Annotated in this window: 15 protein-coding genes and 5 tRNA genes; 1 reads left to right on the plus strand and 19 read right to left on the minus strand. The window is 33.8% G+C overall.

Going from position 1 to position 18,845, the window contains the following annotated elements:
* Positions 1 to 299: 299 nt before the first annotated feature.
* Positions 300 to 1,889, plus strand: coding sequence for a peptide chain release factor 3 (locus tag ACZ2G2_RS01895; RefSeq protein ID WP_470393718.1), 1,590 nt, complete (start codon positions 300 to 302; stop codon positions 1,887 to 1,889).
* Between the two features lie 217 nt (positions 1,890 to 2,106).
* Here ACZ2G2_RS01895 and ACZ2G2_RS01900 read toward each other — a convergent pair whose 3' ends face one another.
* From ACZ2G2_RS01900 to ACZ2G2_RS01990, 19 genes are all read right to left on the minus strand, one after another.
* Positions 2,107 to 2,427: a DUF3467 domain-containing protein gene (locus ACZ2G2_RS01900; RefSeq protein WP_090837402.1), complete on the minus strand. Its 321-nt coding sequence runs from the start codon at positions 2,425 to 2,427 to the stop codon at positions 2,107 to 2,109.
* Positions 2,428 to 2,521: 94 nt separating this feature from the next.
* Positions 2,522 to 6,823 (minus strand): DNA-directed RNA polymerase subunit beta', encoded by a 4,302-nt coding sequence (gene rpoC / locus ACZ2G2_RS01905; protein WP_470393719.1) that lies wholly within the window; start codon positions 6,821 to 6,823, stop codon positions 2,522 to 2,524.
* Between the two features lie 70 nt (positions 6,824 to 6,893).
* Positions 6,894 to 10,706, minus strand: a complete 3,813-nt coding sequence (gene rpoB / locus ACZ2G2_RS01910; protein WP_470393720.1) for a DNA-directed RNA polymerase subunit beta — start codon at positions 10,704 to 10,706, stop codon at positions 6,894 to 6,896.
* Between the two features lie 124 nt (positions 10,707 to 10,830).
* On the minus strand, positions 10,831 to 11,205 hold the full coding sequence (gene rplL / locus ACZ2G2_RS01915) for a 50S ribosomal protein L7/L12 (protein ID WP_470393722.1): 375 nt from the start codon (positions 11,203 to 11,205) through the stop codon (positions 10,831 to 10,833).
* A 58-nt stretch (positions 11,206 to 11,263) separates the two neighbouring features.
* Positions 11,264 to 11,785 (minus strand): 50S ribosomal protein L10, encoded by a 522-nt coding sequence (gene rplJ, locus ACZ2G2_RS01920; protein ID WP_470393724.1) that lies wholly within the window; start codon positions 11,783 to 11,785, stop codon positions 11,264 to 11,266.
* 19 nt (positions 11,786 to 11,804) lie between these two features.
* Positions 11,805 to 12,494, minus strand: a complete 690-nt coding sequence (gene rplA / locus ACZ2G2_RS01925; protein WP_470393725.1) for a 50S ribosomal protein L1 — start codon at positions 12,492 to 12,494, stop codon at positions 11,805 to 11,807.
* A gap of 19 nt (positions 12,495 to 12,513) precedes the next feature.
* Positions 12,514 to 12,954 (minus strand): 50S ribosomal protein L11, encoded by a 441-nt coding sequence (gene rplK / locus ACZ2G2_RS01930; RefSeq protein WP_470393726.1) that lies wholly within the window; start codon positions 12,952 to 12,954, stop codon positions 12,514 to 12,516.
* Between the two features lie 70 nt (positions 12,955 to 13,024).
* Positions 13,025 to 13,579, minus strand: a complete 555-nt coding sequence (nusG, locus tag ACZ2G2_RS01935) for a transcription termination/antitermination protein NusG (protein WP_090837417.1) — start codon at positions 13,577 to 13,579, stop codon at positions 13,025 to 13,027.
* Between the two features lie 6 nt (positions 13,580 to 13,585).
* Positions 13,586 to 13,783 (minus strand): preprotein translocase subunit SecE, encoded by a 198-nt coding sequence (gene secE / locus ACZ2G2_RS01940; RefSeq protein ID WP_028290299.1) that lies wholly within the window; start codon positions 13,781 to 13,783, stop codon positions 13,586 to 13,588.
* Between the two features lie 88 nt (positions 13,784 to 13,871).
* Positions 13,872 to 13,944 (minus strand) — tRNA-Trp (locus tag ACZ2G2_RS01945).
* Positions 13,945 to 14,006: 62 nt separating this feature from the next.
* Positions 14,007 to 15,194 (minus strand): elongation factor Tu, encoded by a 1,188-nt coding sequence (gene tuf / locus ACZ2G2_RS01950; protein ID WP_470393727.1) that lies wholly within the window; start codon positions 15,192 to 15,194, stop codon positions 14,007 to 14,009.
* Between the two features lie 68 nt (positions 15,195 to 15,262).
* Positions 15,263 to 15,334, minus strand: a tRNA-Thr gene (locus ACZ2G2_RS01955).
* A gap of 11 nt (positions 15,335 to 15,345) precedes the next feature.
* Positions 15,346 to 15,418: transfer RNA gene (locus ACZ2G2_RS01960), tRNA-Gly, on the minus strand.
* 53 nt (positions 15,419 to 15,471) lie between these two features.
* Positions 15,472 to 15,553: transfer RNA gene (locus tag ACZ2G2_RS01965), tRNA-Tyr, on the minus strand.
* 76 nt (positions 15,554 to 15,629) lie between these two features.
* Positions 15,630 to 15,703 (minus strand) — tRNA-Thr (locus tag ACZ2G2_RS01970).
* Between the two features lie 87 nt (positions 15,704 to 15,790).
* Positions 15,791 to 16,105: a ribosome hibernation-promoting factor, HPF/YfiA family gene (gene hpf, locus ACZ2G2_RS01975; protein ID WP_101203867.1), complete on the minus strand. Its 315-nt coding sequence runs from the start codon at positions 16,103 to 16,105 to the stop codon at positions 15,791 to 15,793.
* A 25-nt stretch (positions 16,106 to 16,130) separates the two neighbouring features.
* Positions 16,131 to 17,021: a tyrosine-type recombinase/integrase gene (locus tag ACZ2G2_RS01980; protein WP_101203868.1), complete on the minus strand. Its 891-nt coding sequence runs from the start codon at positions 17,019 to 17,021 to the stop codon at positions 16,131 to 16,133.
* A 113-nt stretch (positions 17,022 to 17,134) separates the two neighbouring features.
* Positions 17,135 to 17,329: a 30S ribosomal protein S21 gene (rpsU, locus tag ACZ2G2_RS01985; protein ID WP_090837423.1), complete on the minus strand. Its 195-nt coding sequence runs from the start codon at positions 17,327 to 17,329 to the stop codon at positions 17,135 to 17,137.
* Positions 17,330 to 17,410: 81 nt separating this feature from the next.
* Positions 17,411 to 18,838, minus strand: a complete 1,428-nt coding sequence (locus ACZ2G2_RS01990) for a carboxypeptidase-like regulatory domain-containing protein (RefSeq protein WP_470393728.1) — start codon at positions 18,836 to 18,838, stop codon at positions 17,411 to 17,413.
* Positions 18,839 to 18,845: the final 7 nt, after the last annotated feature.

Genomic DNA, 18,845 nt, shown 5'->3' on the forward strand with positions numbered 1-18,845 from the left:
GTTTTTTGATTTAATTACACGCTATAAAGTGTTAATTTTCGTTAAAGAGCTGTTTTATTGGTTAAAATTGGCTGAAAAAATTTCAAGAAAACCAACGACAAAACGACAAGAAACACGATTAAATACAGTTTTAATCGATTAAAAGAAATGCATGTTGTACAGATATTACTAAATCTCCGTTTTAACAAGAAGAAACATAGATAAACTACACAAAAAAAATAAATACCATAAAACACAATAAATGATTTTCTGAATAGGACGTTAAACGTGATACATCTATATTTGTAAAAATTTATTTAATGAAATTCTTAGACGAAATAAAAAGAAGAAGGACCTTTGGAATTATATCGCATCCTGATGCAGGAAAAACAACTTTAACCGAAAAACTATTACTTTTTGGTGGTGCAATTAATGAAGCTGGAGCAGTAAAAAGTAATAAGATAAAGAAAGGTGCAACCAGTGATTTTATGGAAATAGAACGCCAACGTGGTATATCTGTTGCAACCTCTGTACTTGCTTTTGAATATGATGGCATTAAAATAAATATACTTGATACACCAGGTCACAAGGATTTTGCTGAAGATACATTTAGAACATTAACTGCTGTAGACAGTGTTATTGTGGTTATAGACGTTGCTAAAGGGGTTGAGGAGCAAACCGAAAAATTAGTGGAAGTTTGTCGCATGCGTAACATACCAATGATTGTCTTTATTAATAAGATGGACAGAGAAGGGAAGGATGCATTTGAATTATTAGATGAAATAGAGCAAAAATTAAAACTAAAAGTCACACCGTTGAGTTTCCCTATTGGTATGGGATATGATTTTAAAGGTATATATAATATTTGGGAAAAAAATATTAACCTTTTTAGCGGTGACAGTCGTAAAAACATAGAGGATACTATAGAAATAAACGACTTAAACTCCAGCGAACTTACAAAACTGATAGGAGATAAAGCTGCTGATACATTAAGAGAGGAAATTGAATTAGTAGAAGGGATTTACCCTAAGTTTAGCAATGAAGACTACTTAAAAGGAGATTTACAACCGGTCTTTTTTGGCTCAGCTTTAAACAGTTTTGGAGTACGAGAATTATTAGATTGTTTTGTAGAAATAGCGCCTAAACCTCGTGCTAAACAGAGTGAAGAACGTTTAGTTAAACCTGAAGAAGATAAATTTTCGGGATTTGTATTTAAGATACATGCAAACATGGATCCCAATCACAGAAACAGATTAGCGTTTGTTAAGATTGTATCTGGTGAATTTAAAAGAAACACACAATATCTGCACGTAAGACATAATAAAAAAGTAAAATTTTCAAGCCCGAATGCTTTTTTTGCTGAGAAAAAAGAAATTGTAGACATCTCTTATCCTGGTGATATCGTTGGTTTACAAGATACTGGTACATTCAAAATTGGAGATACACTAACGGAAGGTGAAATATTAAATTACAAAGGTGTCCCGAGTTTTTCTCCAGAACATTTTAGGTACATAAACAATGCTGACCCATTAAAATCTAAACAATTAAACAAAGGGATCGACCAACTAATGGACGAAGGAGTTGCGCAATTATTTACATTAGAATTGAATGGTAGAAAAGTAATTGGAACTGTAGGAGCTTTACAATATGAAGTTATACAGTATAGATTAGAACACGAATATGGTGCAAAATGTACTTATGAAAATCTAAATGTATACAAAGCATGTTGGGTAGAACCTAATGATAAGAAAAATAACGAGTACAAGGAATTTTTAAGAGTAAAACAACGCTATTTAGCAAAAGACAAAAGGGGCCAATTAGTATTTTTAGCAGACTCTCCTTTTTCTTTACAAATGACACAACAAAAATATCCTAGCATCAAATTTCACTACGTATCTGAATTTGAATAATAAATATCGATTTTAAATAGTATTTAACAAACAAATTAACAATCGATAGCTACTATGTTTGCTTTTACTCAAAAATCGCTTAAACAACAGTTTAAAGAACTAGATTACTCGAGATCTATAGTTTAAAATTATTTTATTTATAAAAATTATAATTTTTATTTATACTAAAGCATACATTAAAAAAAGCCTTTTTACTTAATTGTAAAAAGGCTTTTTTTTATGCTTGACCAGTTGGTCCAAAATTTAAAGGAATTGGTGGTTGTTCATAATCCTTAATTTCGCCATGTGCTTTTTCAAATCTCTGCACATTTTCTCCTAATGCTTTTAAAAGTCGTTTAGCGTGCTGTGGTGTCAATATAATTCTTGACTTCACTTTACTTTTTGGAGTACCAGGCATTATACTAACAAAATCAACAACAAACTCAGATACTGAGTGATTAATTATTGCTAAGTTAGAATAAATACCTTCCGCGATTTTCTCGTCTAACTCAATATTTATTTGTCCTTGTTTTGGTTTATTATCATTGCTATCAGCCATTCTCTTATTTTTTTAAACAAAGAATCCCGCATTACTGCAGGATTCTTTTAATTATTATAATTTAGAAATTAATCTATACATTTAAGTCTAACAATTAGTTATAATTAACTTCTTGTTTAGCTTTCATCATTTGATCAAATTCTTCTTTAGATCCAACAATTATGTTTTCGTAAGCTCTCATACCTGTACCTGCTGGTATACGATGTCCTACAATTACATTCTCCTTAAGACCTTCAAGATGATCAACTTTACCAGCTACTGCTGCTTCGTTTAATACTTTAGTAGTTTCTTGGAAAGAAGCTGCAGATATAAACGATTTAGTTTGTAATGATGCTCTTGTAATACCTTGTAAGATTGGCGTAGCTGTTGCCGGCTGTGCATCTCTTCCTACTACAAGTTGCTTATCTTCGCGACGTAAGATTGAATTTTCATCTCTTAATTGGAAAGCAGATATAATCTGTCCTTCTTTTAATGTAGACGAATCTCCAGCACTTTCAACCACTTTCATTCCAAAAATGTTATCATTTTCTTCAATAAAATCAGATTTATGAGCTAATTGATCCTCTAAGAAAATAGTATCTCCTGAATCAATAATTCTTACTTTACGCATCATTTGTCTTACAACAACTTCAAAATGCTTATCATTAATTTTTACACCTTGTAAACGATATACTTCTTGTACCTCGTTAACTAAGTATTGTTGTACTGCAGATGGTCCTTTTATATTAAGGATATCGTTTGGTGTTACAGAACCATCAGATAAAGGCATCCCAGCTTTAATAAAGTCATTTTCTTGCACTAAAATCTGGCTAGATAACTTAACCAAATACTTTTTGATTTCACCTAATTTAGATTCTACAATAATCTCACGATTACCTCTCTTAATTTTACCAAAAGATACAACACCATCAATTGCACTAACAACTGCAGGGTTAGAAGGGTTACGTGCTTCAAACAATTCTGTTACACGTGGTAAACCTCCTGTAATATCCCCAGCTTTAGATGATTTACGAGGAATTTTAACTAAGATCTTACCAACCTTAATTTTTTCTCCATCATCAATCATAATGTGGGCACCTACTGGTAAATTGTAAGAACGAATTGCTTCACCTTTACCATCTTCAACAATAAGTGTTGGTATTATTTTTTTGTTTCTAGACTCTGAAATCACCTTTTCTTGGAAACCTGTCTGCTCATCAATCTCTACTTGATAAGTAATACCTTGTTCGATATTTTCATATCTCACTTTTCCAGCAAATTCAGAAACAATAACTCCGTTATATGGATCCCAAGAACAAACAACATCACCAGCTTTTAATGCATCTCCGTCTTTAACTAAAACATGAGATCCGTAAGGGATATTATTAGTACTTAAAGTAATTCCAGTTTTCTTATCTACTAATTTAATTTCTGATGTACGAGAAATAACAACATCAGCTGCGTTACCATCGTTATCAGTACCTTTTACAGTTTTTAAATCTTCAATTTCTGCAATACCGTCAAATTTAACTGCAAGTTTGTTTTCTTCAGAAATGTTACCTGCAATACCTCCAACGTGGAACGTACGAAGTGTTAACTGTGTACCAGGCTCTCCAATAGATTGCGCTGCTACTACACCAACTGCTTCACCACGTTGTACCATTTTGTTAGTAGCTAAATTACGACCGTAACATTGAGCACAGATCCCTTTTTTAGCTTCACAAGATAATGGAGAACGTACTTCAACTGTTTCTATTGGTGAATTTTCAATTCTAGCTGCTACTACTTCGTCAATTAATTGACCAGCTTCAGCTAAAACTTCTTCACTTAATGGATCATATACATCATTTAATGAAATACGACCTACAATACGTGCTTCTAATTTCTCAACAACTTCATCATTTTTCTTAAGTGCAGAAACCTCTACACCTCTTAATGTACCACAGTCTTCACTGTTAACAATAACATCTTGAGAAACGTCTACTAAACGACGTGTTAAGTAACCTGCATCGGCAGTTTTAAGTGCTGTATCGGCAAGTCCTTTACGCGCACCGTGAGTTGATATAAAGTATTCTAAAATTGAAAGACCTTCCTTAAAGTTAGATAAAATCGGGTTTTCAATAATAGATCCACCTCCTGCAGTAGATTTTTTAGGCTTAGCCATTAATCCACGCATACCTGTAAGCTGACGAATCTGTTCTTTAGATCCACGGGCTCCAGAATCAAGCATCATATATACCGAGTTAAATCCTTGTTGGTCTTCTCTAATACGTTTCATTGACAATTCTGTCAATTCAGCATTCGTAGATGTCCAAATATCAATAACCTGGTTGTAACGTTCGTTATTTGTAATTAATCCCATGTTATAGTTACCAGTAACACCATCAACTTTTTCGTTGGCAGCATCAATCATAGATTGCTTTTCTGGCGGGATAATAATATCTCCTAAACTAAATGATAATCCTCCTTTAAATGCGAAGTAATATCCTAAAGTTTTAATTTCATCTAAGAAATCTGCAGTTTCAGGTACACTAGTTACTTTTAAAATATTACCAATAATATCTCTTAAAGACTTCTTAGTTAATACTTCATTAATATAACCTGCTGCTGCTGGTACTTTTTCGTTAAATAAAACACGACCAACAGTAGTTTCAATTACTTGAAGTACTAATTCGCCAGCGTCATTAAAGTCCATTGTTCTAACTTTAATTCCTGCGTTTAATTCAACTCTCTTTTCATTGTAAGCAATAGTTACTTCCTCTGCAGAGTAAAATGTTAATCCTTCACCTCTTACTTTTACTTCTGGTGTAGATAATCTGTGCTTAGTCATATAATATAGACCAAGTACCATATCCTGAGAAGGTACAGTAACCGGAGCCCCGTTTGCAGGGTTTAAGATATTGTGAGATGCCAACATTAACATTTGGCACTCTAATATAGCTTCAGGTCCTAATGGTAAATGCACAGCCATTTGATCTCCATCAAAATCGGCGTTAAATGCCGCACAAGCTAATGGGTGTAATTGGATTGCTTTACCTTCAATTAATTTAGGTTGGAATGCTTGTATACCAAGTCTGTGTAATGTAGGAGCACGGTTTAAAAGTACTGGATGTCCTTTTAAAACATTTTCTAATATATCCCAAACAACTGGTTCTCTTTTATCTATAATTTTCTTCGCAGACTTAACTGTCTTTACAATACCTCTTTCAATTAATTTTCTAATTACGAAAGGCTTGTATAATTCTGCAGCCATGTTTTTAGGTAAACCACACTCAAATAATCTAAGTTCTGGTCCAACAACAATTACAGAACGTGCAGAATAATCAACACGCTTACCAAGTAAGTTTTGACGGAAACGTCCCTGCTTACCTTTAAGTGAATCTGATAATGATTTTAATGGTCTGTTAGAATCAGTTTTAACAGCAGATGATTTACGTGTGTTATCAAATAAAGAATCTACAGATTCTTGTAACATACGTTTTTCGTTACGTAAAATAACTTCAGGTGCTTTTATCTCAACCAATCTTTTAAGACGGTTATTACGGATAATTACACGACGGTATAAATCATTTAAATCTGAAGTTGCAAAACGTCCACCATCTAAAGGCACTAAAGGTCTTAATTCTGGTGGTATAATTGGCACTACTTTCATGATCATCCATTCAGGACGATTCTCTCTGTGCTCATTAGATTCACGTAAAGCTTCAACTACTTGTAGACGTTTTAAAGCTTCTGTTTTACGTTGTTTAGACGTTTCAGTATTTGCTTTGTGACGTAACTCGTATGATAATGTATCTAAATCAATTCTTGACAATAAGTCAATTAAACACTCAGCTCCCATTTTAGCAATAAACTTGCTAGGATCTGTGTCATCTAAATATTGATTATCTTGAGGAAGTGTTTCTAATATGTTTAGATATTCTTCTTCAGTTAAAAAGTCTAATTTTTGTAAAGGCTCTCCCTCTTCATTCTTAGCATTACCAGCTTGTATTACTACATAACGCTCGTAATAAATGATCATGTCTAATTTCTTAGACGGTAAACCTAATATGTAACCAATTTTGTTTGGTAAAGAACGGAAATACCAGATATGAGCAACAGGCACAACTAAGTTAATGTGTCCTACTCTATCACGACGTACTTTCTTTTCAGTAACTTCAACTCCACAACGGTCGCAAACAATACCTTTATATCTAATACGCTTATATTTACCACAAGCACATTCATAATCCTTTACAGGACCAAAAATACGCTCACAGAATAAACCATCACGTTCTGGTTTATGTGTACGATAATTGATAGTTTCTGGTTTTAAAACTTCACCTCTAGATTCTGCTAAAATAGATTCTGGTGATGCTAAACCAATAGAGATTTTATTAAATCTCTGTACTGTATTCTTATCTTGTTTTTTTGCCATAATTCTTATAGTGTTCAGTTTGTAAAGCAGTCCGTAAAATTAATTTACAGACTGCTCGACTCACTTAAAATTATTCTTCTAATCTAATGTCTAATCCTAATCCTTTCAATTCGTGCATTAAAACGTTGAAAGATTCTGGTAATCCAGGTTCTGGCATTGGCTCTCCTTTAACGATAGCTTCGTAAGTTTTAGCTCTACCAACTACGTCATCAGATTTTACAGTTAAGATTTCTCTTAACGTTGCAGATGCTCCGTAAGCCTCAAGTGCCCAAACTTCCATTTCTCCAAAACGCTGACCTCCAAATTGCGCTTTACCTCCTAAAGGTTGTTGCGTAATTAATGAGTACGGTCCGATAGAACGTGCGTGCATCTTGTCATCTACCATATGCCCTAATTTAAGCATGTAAATAACACCTACTGTTGCAGGTTGATCAAAACGGTCACCAGTTCCACCATCATAAAGATATGTATGACCATATCTAGGAATTCCAGCTTCATCAGTTAATTCGTTAATCTGATCAATTGTAGCCCCATCAAAAATTGGTGTTGCATAAGTACGACCTAAATCTTGTCCAGCCCATCCTAATACTGTTTCATATATCTGTCCAATGTTCATACGAGATGGTACACCTAATGGATTTAATACGATATCTACAGGAGTTCCGTCTTCTAAGAAAGGCATATCCTCTTGACGTACAATACGTGCAACAATACCTTTGTTACCATGTCGTCCCGCCATTTTATCACCAACTTTTAACTTACGTTTTTTAGCGATATAAACCTTAGCTAACTTGATAATACCTGCTGGTAACTCATCCCCTACAGAAATAGTAAACTTTTCACGTCTTAAAGACCCTTGTAAATCGTTTTCTTTAATCTTGTAGTTGTGAATTAAATCAGCTACTAACTTATTAGTATGATCATCTGTTGTCCATGTACCGCCAGTTAAGTGGGTATAATCATCAACAGCATTTAACATTTTTAGAGTAAATTTCTTACCTTTTGGTAAAACTTCTTCTCCTAAATCATTGAAGATACCTTGAGACGTTTTTCCGTTTACAATTGTAAAAAGCTTTTCAACTAATACAGTTTGTAATTCGTCAAACTTCGTGTAGTATAAATTCTCTAATTTATTAATATCTTCTTTATCCTGAGCTCTCTTACGTTTATCCTTTACTGCTCTAGAAAATAATTTTTTATTAATAACAACACCATGTAAAGAAGGTGATGCTTTTAATGAAGCATCTTTTACGTCTCCAGCCTTGTCACCAAAGATAGCACGTAATAATTTTTCTTCTGGAGTTGGATCAGATTCACCTTTTGGTGTAATCTTACCAATTAATATATCACCAGGTTTAACTTCAGCACCAATACGAATCATACCGTTTTCATCAAGGTCTTTAGTAGCCTCTTCAGAAACGTTAGGAATATCGTTAGTTAATTCTTCGTTACCTAATTTAGTATCTCTAACATCAAGAGAATACTCGTCAATATGAATAGAAGTAAAGATATCTTCACGTACAACTTTCTCAGAGATTACAATTGCATCCTCAAAGTTATACCCTTTCCAAGGCATAAAGGCTACTTTCATGTTTCTACCTAAAGCTAGTTCACCCTTTTGAGTTGCATAACCTTCAGATAACACTTGCCCCTTTGATACCTTATCACCTTTCTTAACGATAGGTGTTAAATTAATTGAAGTACCTTGGTTAGTCTTTCTAAACTTAACTAAAGCGTAAGATTTGATATCACTATCAAAACTAACTTTAGCCTCGTCATCAGTTCTTTCATATTTAATTACAATCTCATTAGCATCGACATACTGTACAACACCTTCTCCTTCTGCATTAATTAATACACGAGAATCTGAAGCAACTTGTCTCTCTAATCCTGTACCAACAATTGGTGCTTGAGGACGTAATAATGGTACCGCTTGACGCATCATGTTTGATCCCATCAATGCACGGTTGGCATCATCATGTTCCAAGAATGGAATTAAAGATGCTGATATAGACGAAATTTGATTTGGTGCAACATCAGTATAATGGATATCTTTTGGATCCATTACTGGGAAGTCACCTTCCATACGTGCAATTACCTTATCATGTAAAATCTTACCATTCTCATCAACTTTAACAGTTGCTTGAGCGATTAATTTATCTTCTTCTTCTTCTGCACTTAAATAAATTGGATCTCCTTTAATATCCACAACCCCATCAGTAACTTTTCTATAAGGTGTCTCAATGAATCCCATAGAATTCACTTTAGCATATACAGATAAAGATGAAATTAATCCAATGTTTGGTCCCTCAGGAGTTTCAATTGGACAAAGTCTTCCGTAGTGAGTATAGTGAACATCACGTACTTCGAAACCAGCTCTTTCTCTAGATAAACCACCTGGTCCTAGTGCAGATAAACGACGCTTGTGCGTAATTTCAGCAAGAGGGTTGGTTTGATCCATAAACTGAGATAATTGGTTTGTACCAAAGAAAGAATTAATAACAGACGATAACGTCTTAGCATTAATTAAGTCAATAGGAGTAAACACTTCATTATCACGAACGTTCATACGCTCACGGATAGTACGTGCCATACGTGCTAAACCAACACCAAACTGAGAAGATAATTGCTCTCCAACTGTACGAACACGACGGTTAGATAAGTGATCAATATCATCAATCTCTGCTTTAGAATTAATCAGCTCGATTAAGTACTTGATTATAGTAATGATATCTTCTTTGGTAAGCACCTGCTTATCCATTCCGATATCTAATTGTAGTTTCTTGTTCATTCTATAACGACCTACTTCTCCAAGAGAGTAACGTTGATCACTAAAGAATAATTTGTCAATAATACCACGTGCTGTCTCCTCATCTGGCGGCTCAGCATTACGTAGTTGACGGTAAATATGTTCTACAGCTTCTTTTTCAGAATTTGTTGGATCCTTTTGAAGTGTATTATGTATGATTGCGTAATCTCCTTGTTGTGCACTTTCTTTGTGTAAAAGAATAGTTTTCACATCAATGTCAAGGATTTCTTCAATATTATCTTTATCTAATTCTGTATCACGATCTAATACTATCTCGTTACGCTCAATAGATACTACTTCACCAGTATCCTCGTCAACGAAATCTTCATGCCATGTATTTAAAACACGTGCAGCAAGTTTACGACCGATTACTTTTTTAAGACCAGACTTTGAAACTTTAACCTCTTCGGCTAAGTCAAAAATCTCTAAAATGTCTTTATCACGTTCAAAACCAATTGCTCTGAATAAAGTTGTTACAGGTAACTTCTTTTTTCTATCAATGTACGCATACATTACTTGGTTAATATCCGTAGCGAATTCTATCCACGATCCTTTAAAAGGAATAACTCTAGCTGAATATAATTTGGTTCCATTTGCATGGAAAGATTGACCAAAAAAGACACCTGGTGATCTATGCAATTGAGATACTACCACACGTTCTGCACCATTGATACAAAAAGTACCAGATGGAGTCATGTAAGGTATAGTTCCTAAATACACATCCTGGACAATGGTCTCGAAATCCTCATGTTCAGGGTCTGTACAATATAACTTTAACCTTGCTTTAAGCGGAACGCTATAGGTTAGTCCTCTTTCAATACACTCATCAATAGCATATCTCGGCGGATCAATAAAGTAATCTAAAAATTCTAAAACGAATTGATTACGTGTGTCTGTAATTGGAAAGTTTTCCATGAAGGTGTTATAAAGACCTTCATCACCTCTTTCTTCAGATTTTGTTTCTAACTGGAAAAAATCCTGGAAGGATTTAATCTGAATATCCATGAAATCTGGGTATTCCGTTCTATTTACAATAGACGAGAAATTTAATCTTTCAGCTTGTGTTACTAACATCAATGGACGAAATTTTGATTAAAAAAAATATTATTTTATATAGTTGATCACTATATACGACAAATGGTTTAGGTCTTAAAGCGAATGCTCCAGACCTAAACCTTTGTAAAATTATTTGGTAAGCTTACTTAAGCTCAACCTCTGCTCCTGCCTCTTCTAACTGAGTCTTAAGAGCTTCTGCTTCATCTTTAGAAACTGCTTCTTTGATAGCACTTGGTACATCATCAACTAAACCTTTAGCTTCTTTTAAACCTAAACCAGTTAATTCCTTAACTAATTTTACAACTGCTAATTTAGAACTACCAGCTGCTTTTAAAATAACATCAAATTCAGTTTGAGCTTCTTCAGCATCTCCTCCTCCAGCTGGTCCAGCTGCAACAGCTACTGCAGCAGCAGCAGGCTCGATACCATATTCATCTTTTAAAATAGTAGCTAACTCATTTACTTCTTTAACAGTAAGGTTAACTAATTGTTCTGCGAAATCTTTTAAATCTGCCATTTTTCTATCGTTTTAATTTTTTAATAATATATAATTGTAAAAGTGCGTAATGTTTGAATTATCCCTCTTTTTGAGATAATGTTTTTAAGATACCTGAAAGTGTTCCACCGCTTGATTTAAGAGCCGAGATAACGTTTTTAGCAGGAGACTGTAATAATCCTATGATGTCCCCTATTAACTCTTCTCTAGACTTGATGTCTACTAACATATCTAATTGGTCATCTCCTAAATAAACCGCTTCCTCAATAAAAGCACCTTTTAATAAAGGCTTCTCAGATTTTTTTCTGAAAGCTTTGATTAACTTAGCTGGAGCATTCCCAGTTTCAGAATACATCACAGATGTATTTCCTTTTAATATCGATGGTAAGTTTCCAAAATCTCTATCGGAAGCTTCCATTGCTTTTTCAAGTAATGTATTTTTAACAACAGCTAACTGTATGTCTGCTTTAAAACAAGCACGACGTAAGTCAGAAGTAGTTCCTGCGTTTAAACCAGAAATATCCGCTATATAGATATTAGAGTTATCGGCTAATTGTACAGTTAATTCTTTAATTACTTGTGATTTTTCTTCTCTAGTCATAATATAAAGTTTTTAACTACTAACCTATTTTAGTTTCTACAGCAATACTTGGACTCATAGTAGAAGACATAAAAATGCTTTTTACATAAACTCCCTTAGCAGTAGTTGGCTTAAGTTTCATTATTGTTGTTAATAATTCATTTGCATTTTCCTCAATCTTATCAGCACTAAAAGATGCTTTTGCAATTGAAGCATGAACGATACCAGTTTTGTCAACTTTAAAGTCAATTTTACCAGCCTTAACTTCAGTTACAGCTTTTGCTACATCCATAGTTACAGTACCAGTCTTAGGATTAGGCATTAAACCACGAGGTCCTAATACACGTCCTAAAGGTCCTAATTTACCCATAACGCTAGGCATAGTAATAATCACATCAACGTCTGTCCAACCACTCTTGATTTTATCAAGGTACTCATCTAAACCAACGTAATCAGCACCTGCTTCTTTAGCTTCTGCTTCTTTATCTGGAGTTACTAATGCTAAAACTTTAACGTCCTTACCTGTACCATGAGGAAGAGATACTACACCTCTAACCATTTGATTAGCTTTTCTTGGGTCAACCCCTAAACGAATTGCTAAATCTACAGAAGCGTCAAACTTTGTATTAGTTATTTCTTTTACTAATGCTGAAGCTTCTTTGATAGAATATACTCTATCCTTTTCAATTTTTGCTACAGATTCTTTTTGTTTCTTTGTTAATCTTGCCATTTTTTAAAATCTTTTTAGGTTAATTTGGTGCTTCACCACCTTTAACAGTTATACCCATAGATCTTGCAGTACCAGCAATCATCTTCATTGCAGAACCAATAGTAAATGCATTTAAATCTACCATCTTATCTTCTGCAATAGTTTTGACTTGATCCCAAGAAACTTTTGCTACTTTTTTAACGTGTGGTTCACCTGAACCTTTCTTCACTTTGGCCGCTTCTAATAATTGTACTGCAGCAGGAGGTGTTTTGATTACAAAGTCAAAAGACTTGTCTTTGTAAACCGAAATCACAACTGGTAAAACCTTACCAGCTTTATCTTGGGTTCTTGCATTAAATTGCTTACAGAATTCCATGATATTTACTCCAGCAGCACCTAAAGCGGGTCCAACCGGTGGCGACGGATTCGCTGCACCTCCCCTTACTTGTAGCTTAACTACTTTACCTAATTCTTTTGCCATTTTGAATGTTTTTGTTTTGTACTTATTTTAAGTGGAAGCCTAAAAGAAGTACTCTTTATTGTAACAATTATTAAATCTTCTCTACTTGCATGTAACTTAACTCTAATGGTGTTTTTCTTCCGAAAATTTTAACCATTACTTCAAGCTTACGCTTTTCTTCATTAATGTTTTCGATAGTTCCATCAAAACCATTAAAAGGTCCATCAATAACTTTAACCGTTTCTCCTTTTGTATAAGGTATTGCAACATTAACGTCCGCATCAACAGATAACTCATCTACCTTACCTAACATCCTGTTAACTTCAGATTGTCTTAAAGGTAAAGGATCACCACCTTTTGTAGCACCTAAAAAACCAATAACATTAGTTATTGATCTAATAATATGAGGCACTTCTCCTGTAAGGTTAGCCTTAATCATAATGTATCCACTAAAGTAAACTTTTTCTTTGTTTACTTTTTTACCATTACGGATTTGAACTACATTTTCTGTTGGTACCAAAACCTGCTCTACATAATCTTGTAGACCTAATCTTGAAATTTCGTTCTCGATATAAGTTTTGATTTTATTCTCTTGACCACTTACAGCTCTAACTACGTACCATTTTTTTTCTCCAACTTCAGCCATAATGATCTATCCTGTTATAAGGTTAAAGTATAAACTAATAACTTTACTAAAAACAGTATCAATTCCCCATATTGCTAAAGAGAAAATAATTGAAAAAACAGCCACTAGGATCGTTAAACTTTGTGCCTCAGACCAAGGTGTCCAAGTTACATTGTTCTTTAATTCTCCAAATGATTCTTTTATATAGTTTACTATTCCAGCCATATGTCTTTGTTTAAATGTCTTCCTATGGAGCGGACTACTTTATTCTATTTTGAGGTAAAGGATAATTATTATCCTTTACCTCAATTTGCACGGGCGGAGAGACTCGAACTCCCGACACCTGGTTTTGGAGACCAGTGCTCTACCAACTGAGCTACGCCCGTAAATAAAAACCAAGACACCACGCGAACGAAGTGTCTTAGCTTTATACTTTATAAACTATAAATTAGTCTAAAATTTCAGTTACCTGACCAGCACCTACTGTTCTACCACCTTCACGTATAGCGAAACGTAGACCAATATTCATTGCGATCTTTTGGATTAACTCAACGTGAATTGTTAAGTTATCTCCAGGCATAACCATCTCTACTCCTTCAGGTAACGCAATGTTTCCTGTTACGTCAGTTGTACGAACGTAAAACTGAGGACGGTAGTTATTATGGAATGGAGTATGACGTCCACCTTCTTCTTTTTTAAGGATATAAACCTCAGCTTTAAATTTAGCGTGTGGTGTTACAGAACCTGGCTTAACAATAACCATACCTCTAGAGATTTGAGACTTCTCAATTCCTCTTAATAAGATACCTGCATTATCTCCAGCTTCACCTCTATCTAATATTTGACGGAACATTTCAATTCCTGTAATTGTAGATGTTAACTTTTCAGCTCCCATACCAATAATCTCAACAGCATCACCTGTATTACCAACACCAGTTTCGATACGTCCAGTTGCTACTGTACCACGACCTGTAATAGAAAATACATCTTCAATAGGCATTAAGAAAGGCTTGTCCATATCACGAACTGGCTCTTCAATCCAGCTATCAACAGCTTCCATTAATTCCATTACTGAATCTACCCATTTTTTCTCACCGTTAAGTGCTCCTAAAGCAGAACCAGCAATAACAGGTCCATTATCACCATCATACTCGTAGAATGATAATAATTCTCTGATTTCCATGTCTACTAATTCAAGTAACTCTTCATCATCAACCATATCCACTTTATTCATGAATACAACCATACGAGGAATTCCTACCTGACGTCCTAATAAGATATGCTCACGAGTTTGTGGCATTGGACCATCTGTTGCAGCTACTACTAATATAGCACCATCCATTTGTGCAGCACCAGTTACCATGTTCTTAACGTAATCGGCGTGACCTGGACAATCTACGTGCGCATAATGACGATTTGCTGTTGAATATTCAACGTGAGAAGTGTTAATTGTAATACCTCTTTCTTTTTCTTCTGGAGCGTTATCAATCTGATCGAAAGATTTTGCTTCTGATAAACCTGCATCAGCTAATACTTTAGTAATAGCAGCAGTTAAAGTTGTTTTACCGTGATCTACGTGTCCAATTGTACCAATATTTAAGTGTGGTTTTGAACGATCGAAAGTTGCCTTTGCCATGTTTTAATAATTTAATCTTAGTTATATAATAATATTAGTGTATTCTTAATTTTTTATTCTTTATTCAGAGCCAATGACGGGAATTGAACCCGTGACCTCTTCCTTACCAAGGAAACGCTCTACCCCTGAGCTACACCGGCTTAAATATTAGAGCGAGAGACCGGGTTCGAACCGGCGACATTCAGCTTGGAAGGCTGACGCTCTACCAACTGAGCTACTCTCGCAATTATTTAAAATCCTTTGTCGTCTAAAATTAACTTTTCTAATTAAAAAAAAGTGGGGAGAGCAGGATTCGAACCTGCGAAGACGTAGTCAGCAGATTTACAGTCTGCCCTCGTTGGCCGCTTGAGTATCTCCCCAATTTTAAACTTTTCACTCTATTAAAGAACTTACATAAAGTTAAAACAATTTATAATTTATTTTAACTTTATTTTGAGCCGATGGAGGGACTCGAACCCACGACCTGCTGATTACAAATCAGCTGCTCTAGCCAGCTGAGCTACATCGGCTTTTTTTACTCTTTTTACTTCTAAAAAAAGCCCGCTATTTCTAACGGACTGCAAATGTATAGATTTATTTAATTATTCAAAACATTTTTATGAAATATTTTTAAAATTTTCTCGTAATTTTTGTTTTCGCTTTTTTAACTGCCTTTCTAAAGAGGCTACAGCACCGTCTACACCCTCTTCAAAAGACTTACATTGTTTTTTAACAACAAAGCTATCTCCGGGTACATTTATCTTGGCTTCAAAAACTTTATTTAGTTTATTACTAGTCTTTTCGACCTTTAGATAGACTTCTGACTGAATTACCTTATCGTAATACATTTCTAATTTATTCATTCTTTTTTGAATAAATTCTAATAATTGGGGATCGGCATTAAAATTAATTGCCTGTGTGTTTACCTTCATACTTTAAATTTTTGTGGTTAAACATTTATTTTTTACTTCTAGGATGTGCTTTGGCATACACTTTTTTTAACTCTGCAATACTATTATGAGTATATACCTGAGTGGCTGCTAAACTAGAATGCCCTAATAACTCCTTTACCGCGTTTATCTCTGCACCTTGATTTAATAAATGGGTCGCAAACGAGTGTCTAAGTATGTGGGGGCTTTTCTTAACCTTACTTGAAGCCTTACTAAAGTAATCATTTATAATTCTGTAAACAAGAGTTTCATAAATTTTAACGCCCTTTTTTGTTAAAAACAAATGCGTTTGATCAGTAATAACTTCTAATTTATTTCTTTCCGTTTTATAATTTGCTATGCTTTCTACAATTGACGGTAATAATGGCACAATGCGCTCTTTATTTCTTTTACCTAAAATCTTAATTGTTTTGTTTTCTAAGTCGGCATCCTTTAATTTAATGTTAATCAATTCTATACGACGCATTCCTGTTGAATAAAACAATTCTATAATTAGCTTATTTCTTAACCCTTCAAAATCTGAATTATGACTTATTTGATCTAGAACGGTTGTTATTTCGTTTTCAGAAAAAGGGATTTGAACTTTTTTACTAGTTTTAAGTGCCTTATGTTTTGACAATGGATTTATTTTAACTTCTTCTATTTTAAGTAAGAATTTAAAAAAGCTATTTAGAGCAGAAATCTTTCTGTTTATACTTCTGTTTGCTATCCCTTTTTGAACAAGACTAACAATCCATGTTCTAATTTGAGCATAATTAACCTCATTAATCGTATTATTCTGTTCTTCTTCATTTAAAAAAAACAAAAAGGATTCTATATCTTTCTTATAAGCATTAACTGTTAGACTAGAATATTTTTTTTCTAATAACAGATAATCTAAAAAGGCTTGTAATAGCATTATGTATGTAAAGTATTTAAGTCCGATAAATATACCATTTTTTGTATCAGATTACTGGAAAAACAAAAATCCCACTAAAAATTTAGTGGGATTTTATTATTAATTGCAACTGCTTACACAGCTTCTTGATCTCTTAAACGTTGTACATATTGAGCCTTTTGAACTTTAACTCTATTACCTACAGAAGGTTTTGTAAACTGCTTACGACTTTGCAAAGCACGTCGCGTTCCTGTTTTATCAAACTTACGTTTGTAGCGTTTTAATGCTCTCTCTATATTTTCTCCGTCCTTTAATGGAATTACTAACATAGTATCTTAACCTCCTCTCTTTTAAAATTTTGAGGTGCAAATATAGAAAGTTATTTAAATTGAGCACTCATAAATTTAATTTTATTGTTTAAAAAGAGACGATCGCTTTGTTAAATCTTTAATTAGTTTTTCGTCTTCTTCACTTTCTAAAAGGGTATTGTAGTTATCCCAAAACAATTTATTGTACGGTTTAACTGAAAAAATATCTGGATCCCAATCTTGTTGCAAAGCAGCTTCAATTACTTCTGGATCTTGAATTATCTCTGTAAACAGTATTTCTTGTACTGTATAATAAAAACGTTCTTCCTTATTAAACAGCGCTTCTTCTTCCTTGTTTATCTTACCCGTTGGCTTATAACCTACGTTAACTAGTTTAGGTGTTTCATAATAGATATAATTAGGATACATTTTATCCTGATACTCCATATAAGAGATTACAAGCTTATGATTGATTTGCGTATCAAATAACGTTTTACTCCTATTTTTTTGTGCGTCAGACCCTGCTCTAAGTTGGTATTCGATTTTTTTAATTGAAAAATTATCCCAATAAATATAAATCCAACCTTCTGCAATATATCCTTCGTTATAAATCCCTTCCGTGTTTAAACCCGCAAAGTTTTCTCCTTTATCAATTTTAATTTTATAAATTTTGCGCTCGTTGTCTACTAAAATAGTATCCAATTTAAATTGATGTGTTTTTAAAACATCATCACCCAATAATGCTTTTGGACTTTTAGAGTTACGGACTAAATTAAGCTTTCCTTTAAATAAGTTTTCTAATCCATTTACCCTGGTGTCATTCCATTTAATGGACTTTATTAAAGATGACTTAGCAATTGTATCACGTCTTAAGTTTTTGGGCTTTAAATTAACATTAGCATTATACTTTAAATAGGTTGAATAAGAGAATAAGCTATCTACGTCACGTAAGTCGTAACTTTTTCTAACCTGATCTACATTTATTTTTAAGTTGTCTGCACCTCCTGTAACATAACTGGAATCGTCGTACAAAGTAATAGCACTTTCTACTAACCATTTAAATTGTTTCTTGTTTCTTTCTTTATGTCTTAAAAACCCTTTCTGAAGATAAGGCTGCTCAGGCAGGTTGTTTTCTAACCTTTCTAAAGCTCTAATTACAATATCATTACCTGTTTTAGGTCTATTTTCAGCAACGATTAAAATTTCGTCTAAAGACGCAATATCTTCTTCTAAAAGTATATCTAGTGAGTTATCAAATTGATCGATTGTTGTTTTGTAGCTTTTAAACCCTATTGAAGAAATTATAATTGTATCCTTTTCAAATGCCTTAGGCACCAATAATACAAACTTCCCATCCGCATTGGTTATTGTTCCAATGGTTGTGTTTTGAACATACACACTGGCGTTTTCAATAGGTAACATACTCATAAAGTCTGTAACCTTACTCTTAATTTCGGTTTGTGCCACAGCAAAGCTTCCTACTAGTAAAAAGATAATAATTACTGAGGATTTGATCTGAGTCAATTTCATTATAAAA

The sequence above is a fragment of the Olleya sp. KKT75 genome (assembly GCF_055635485.1).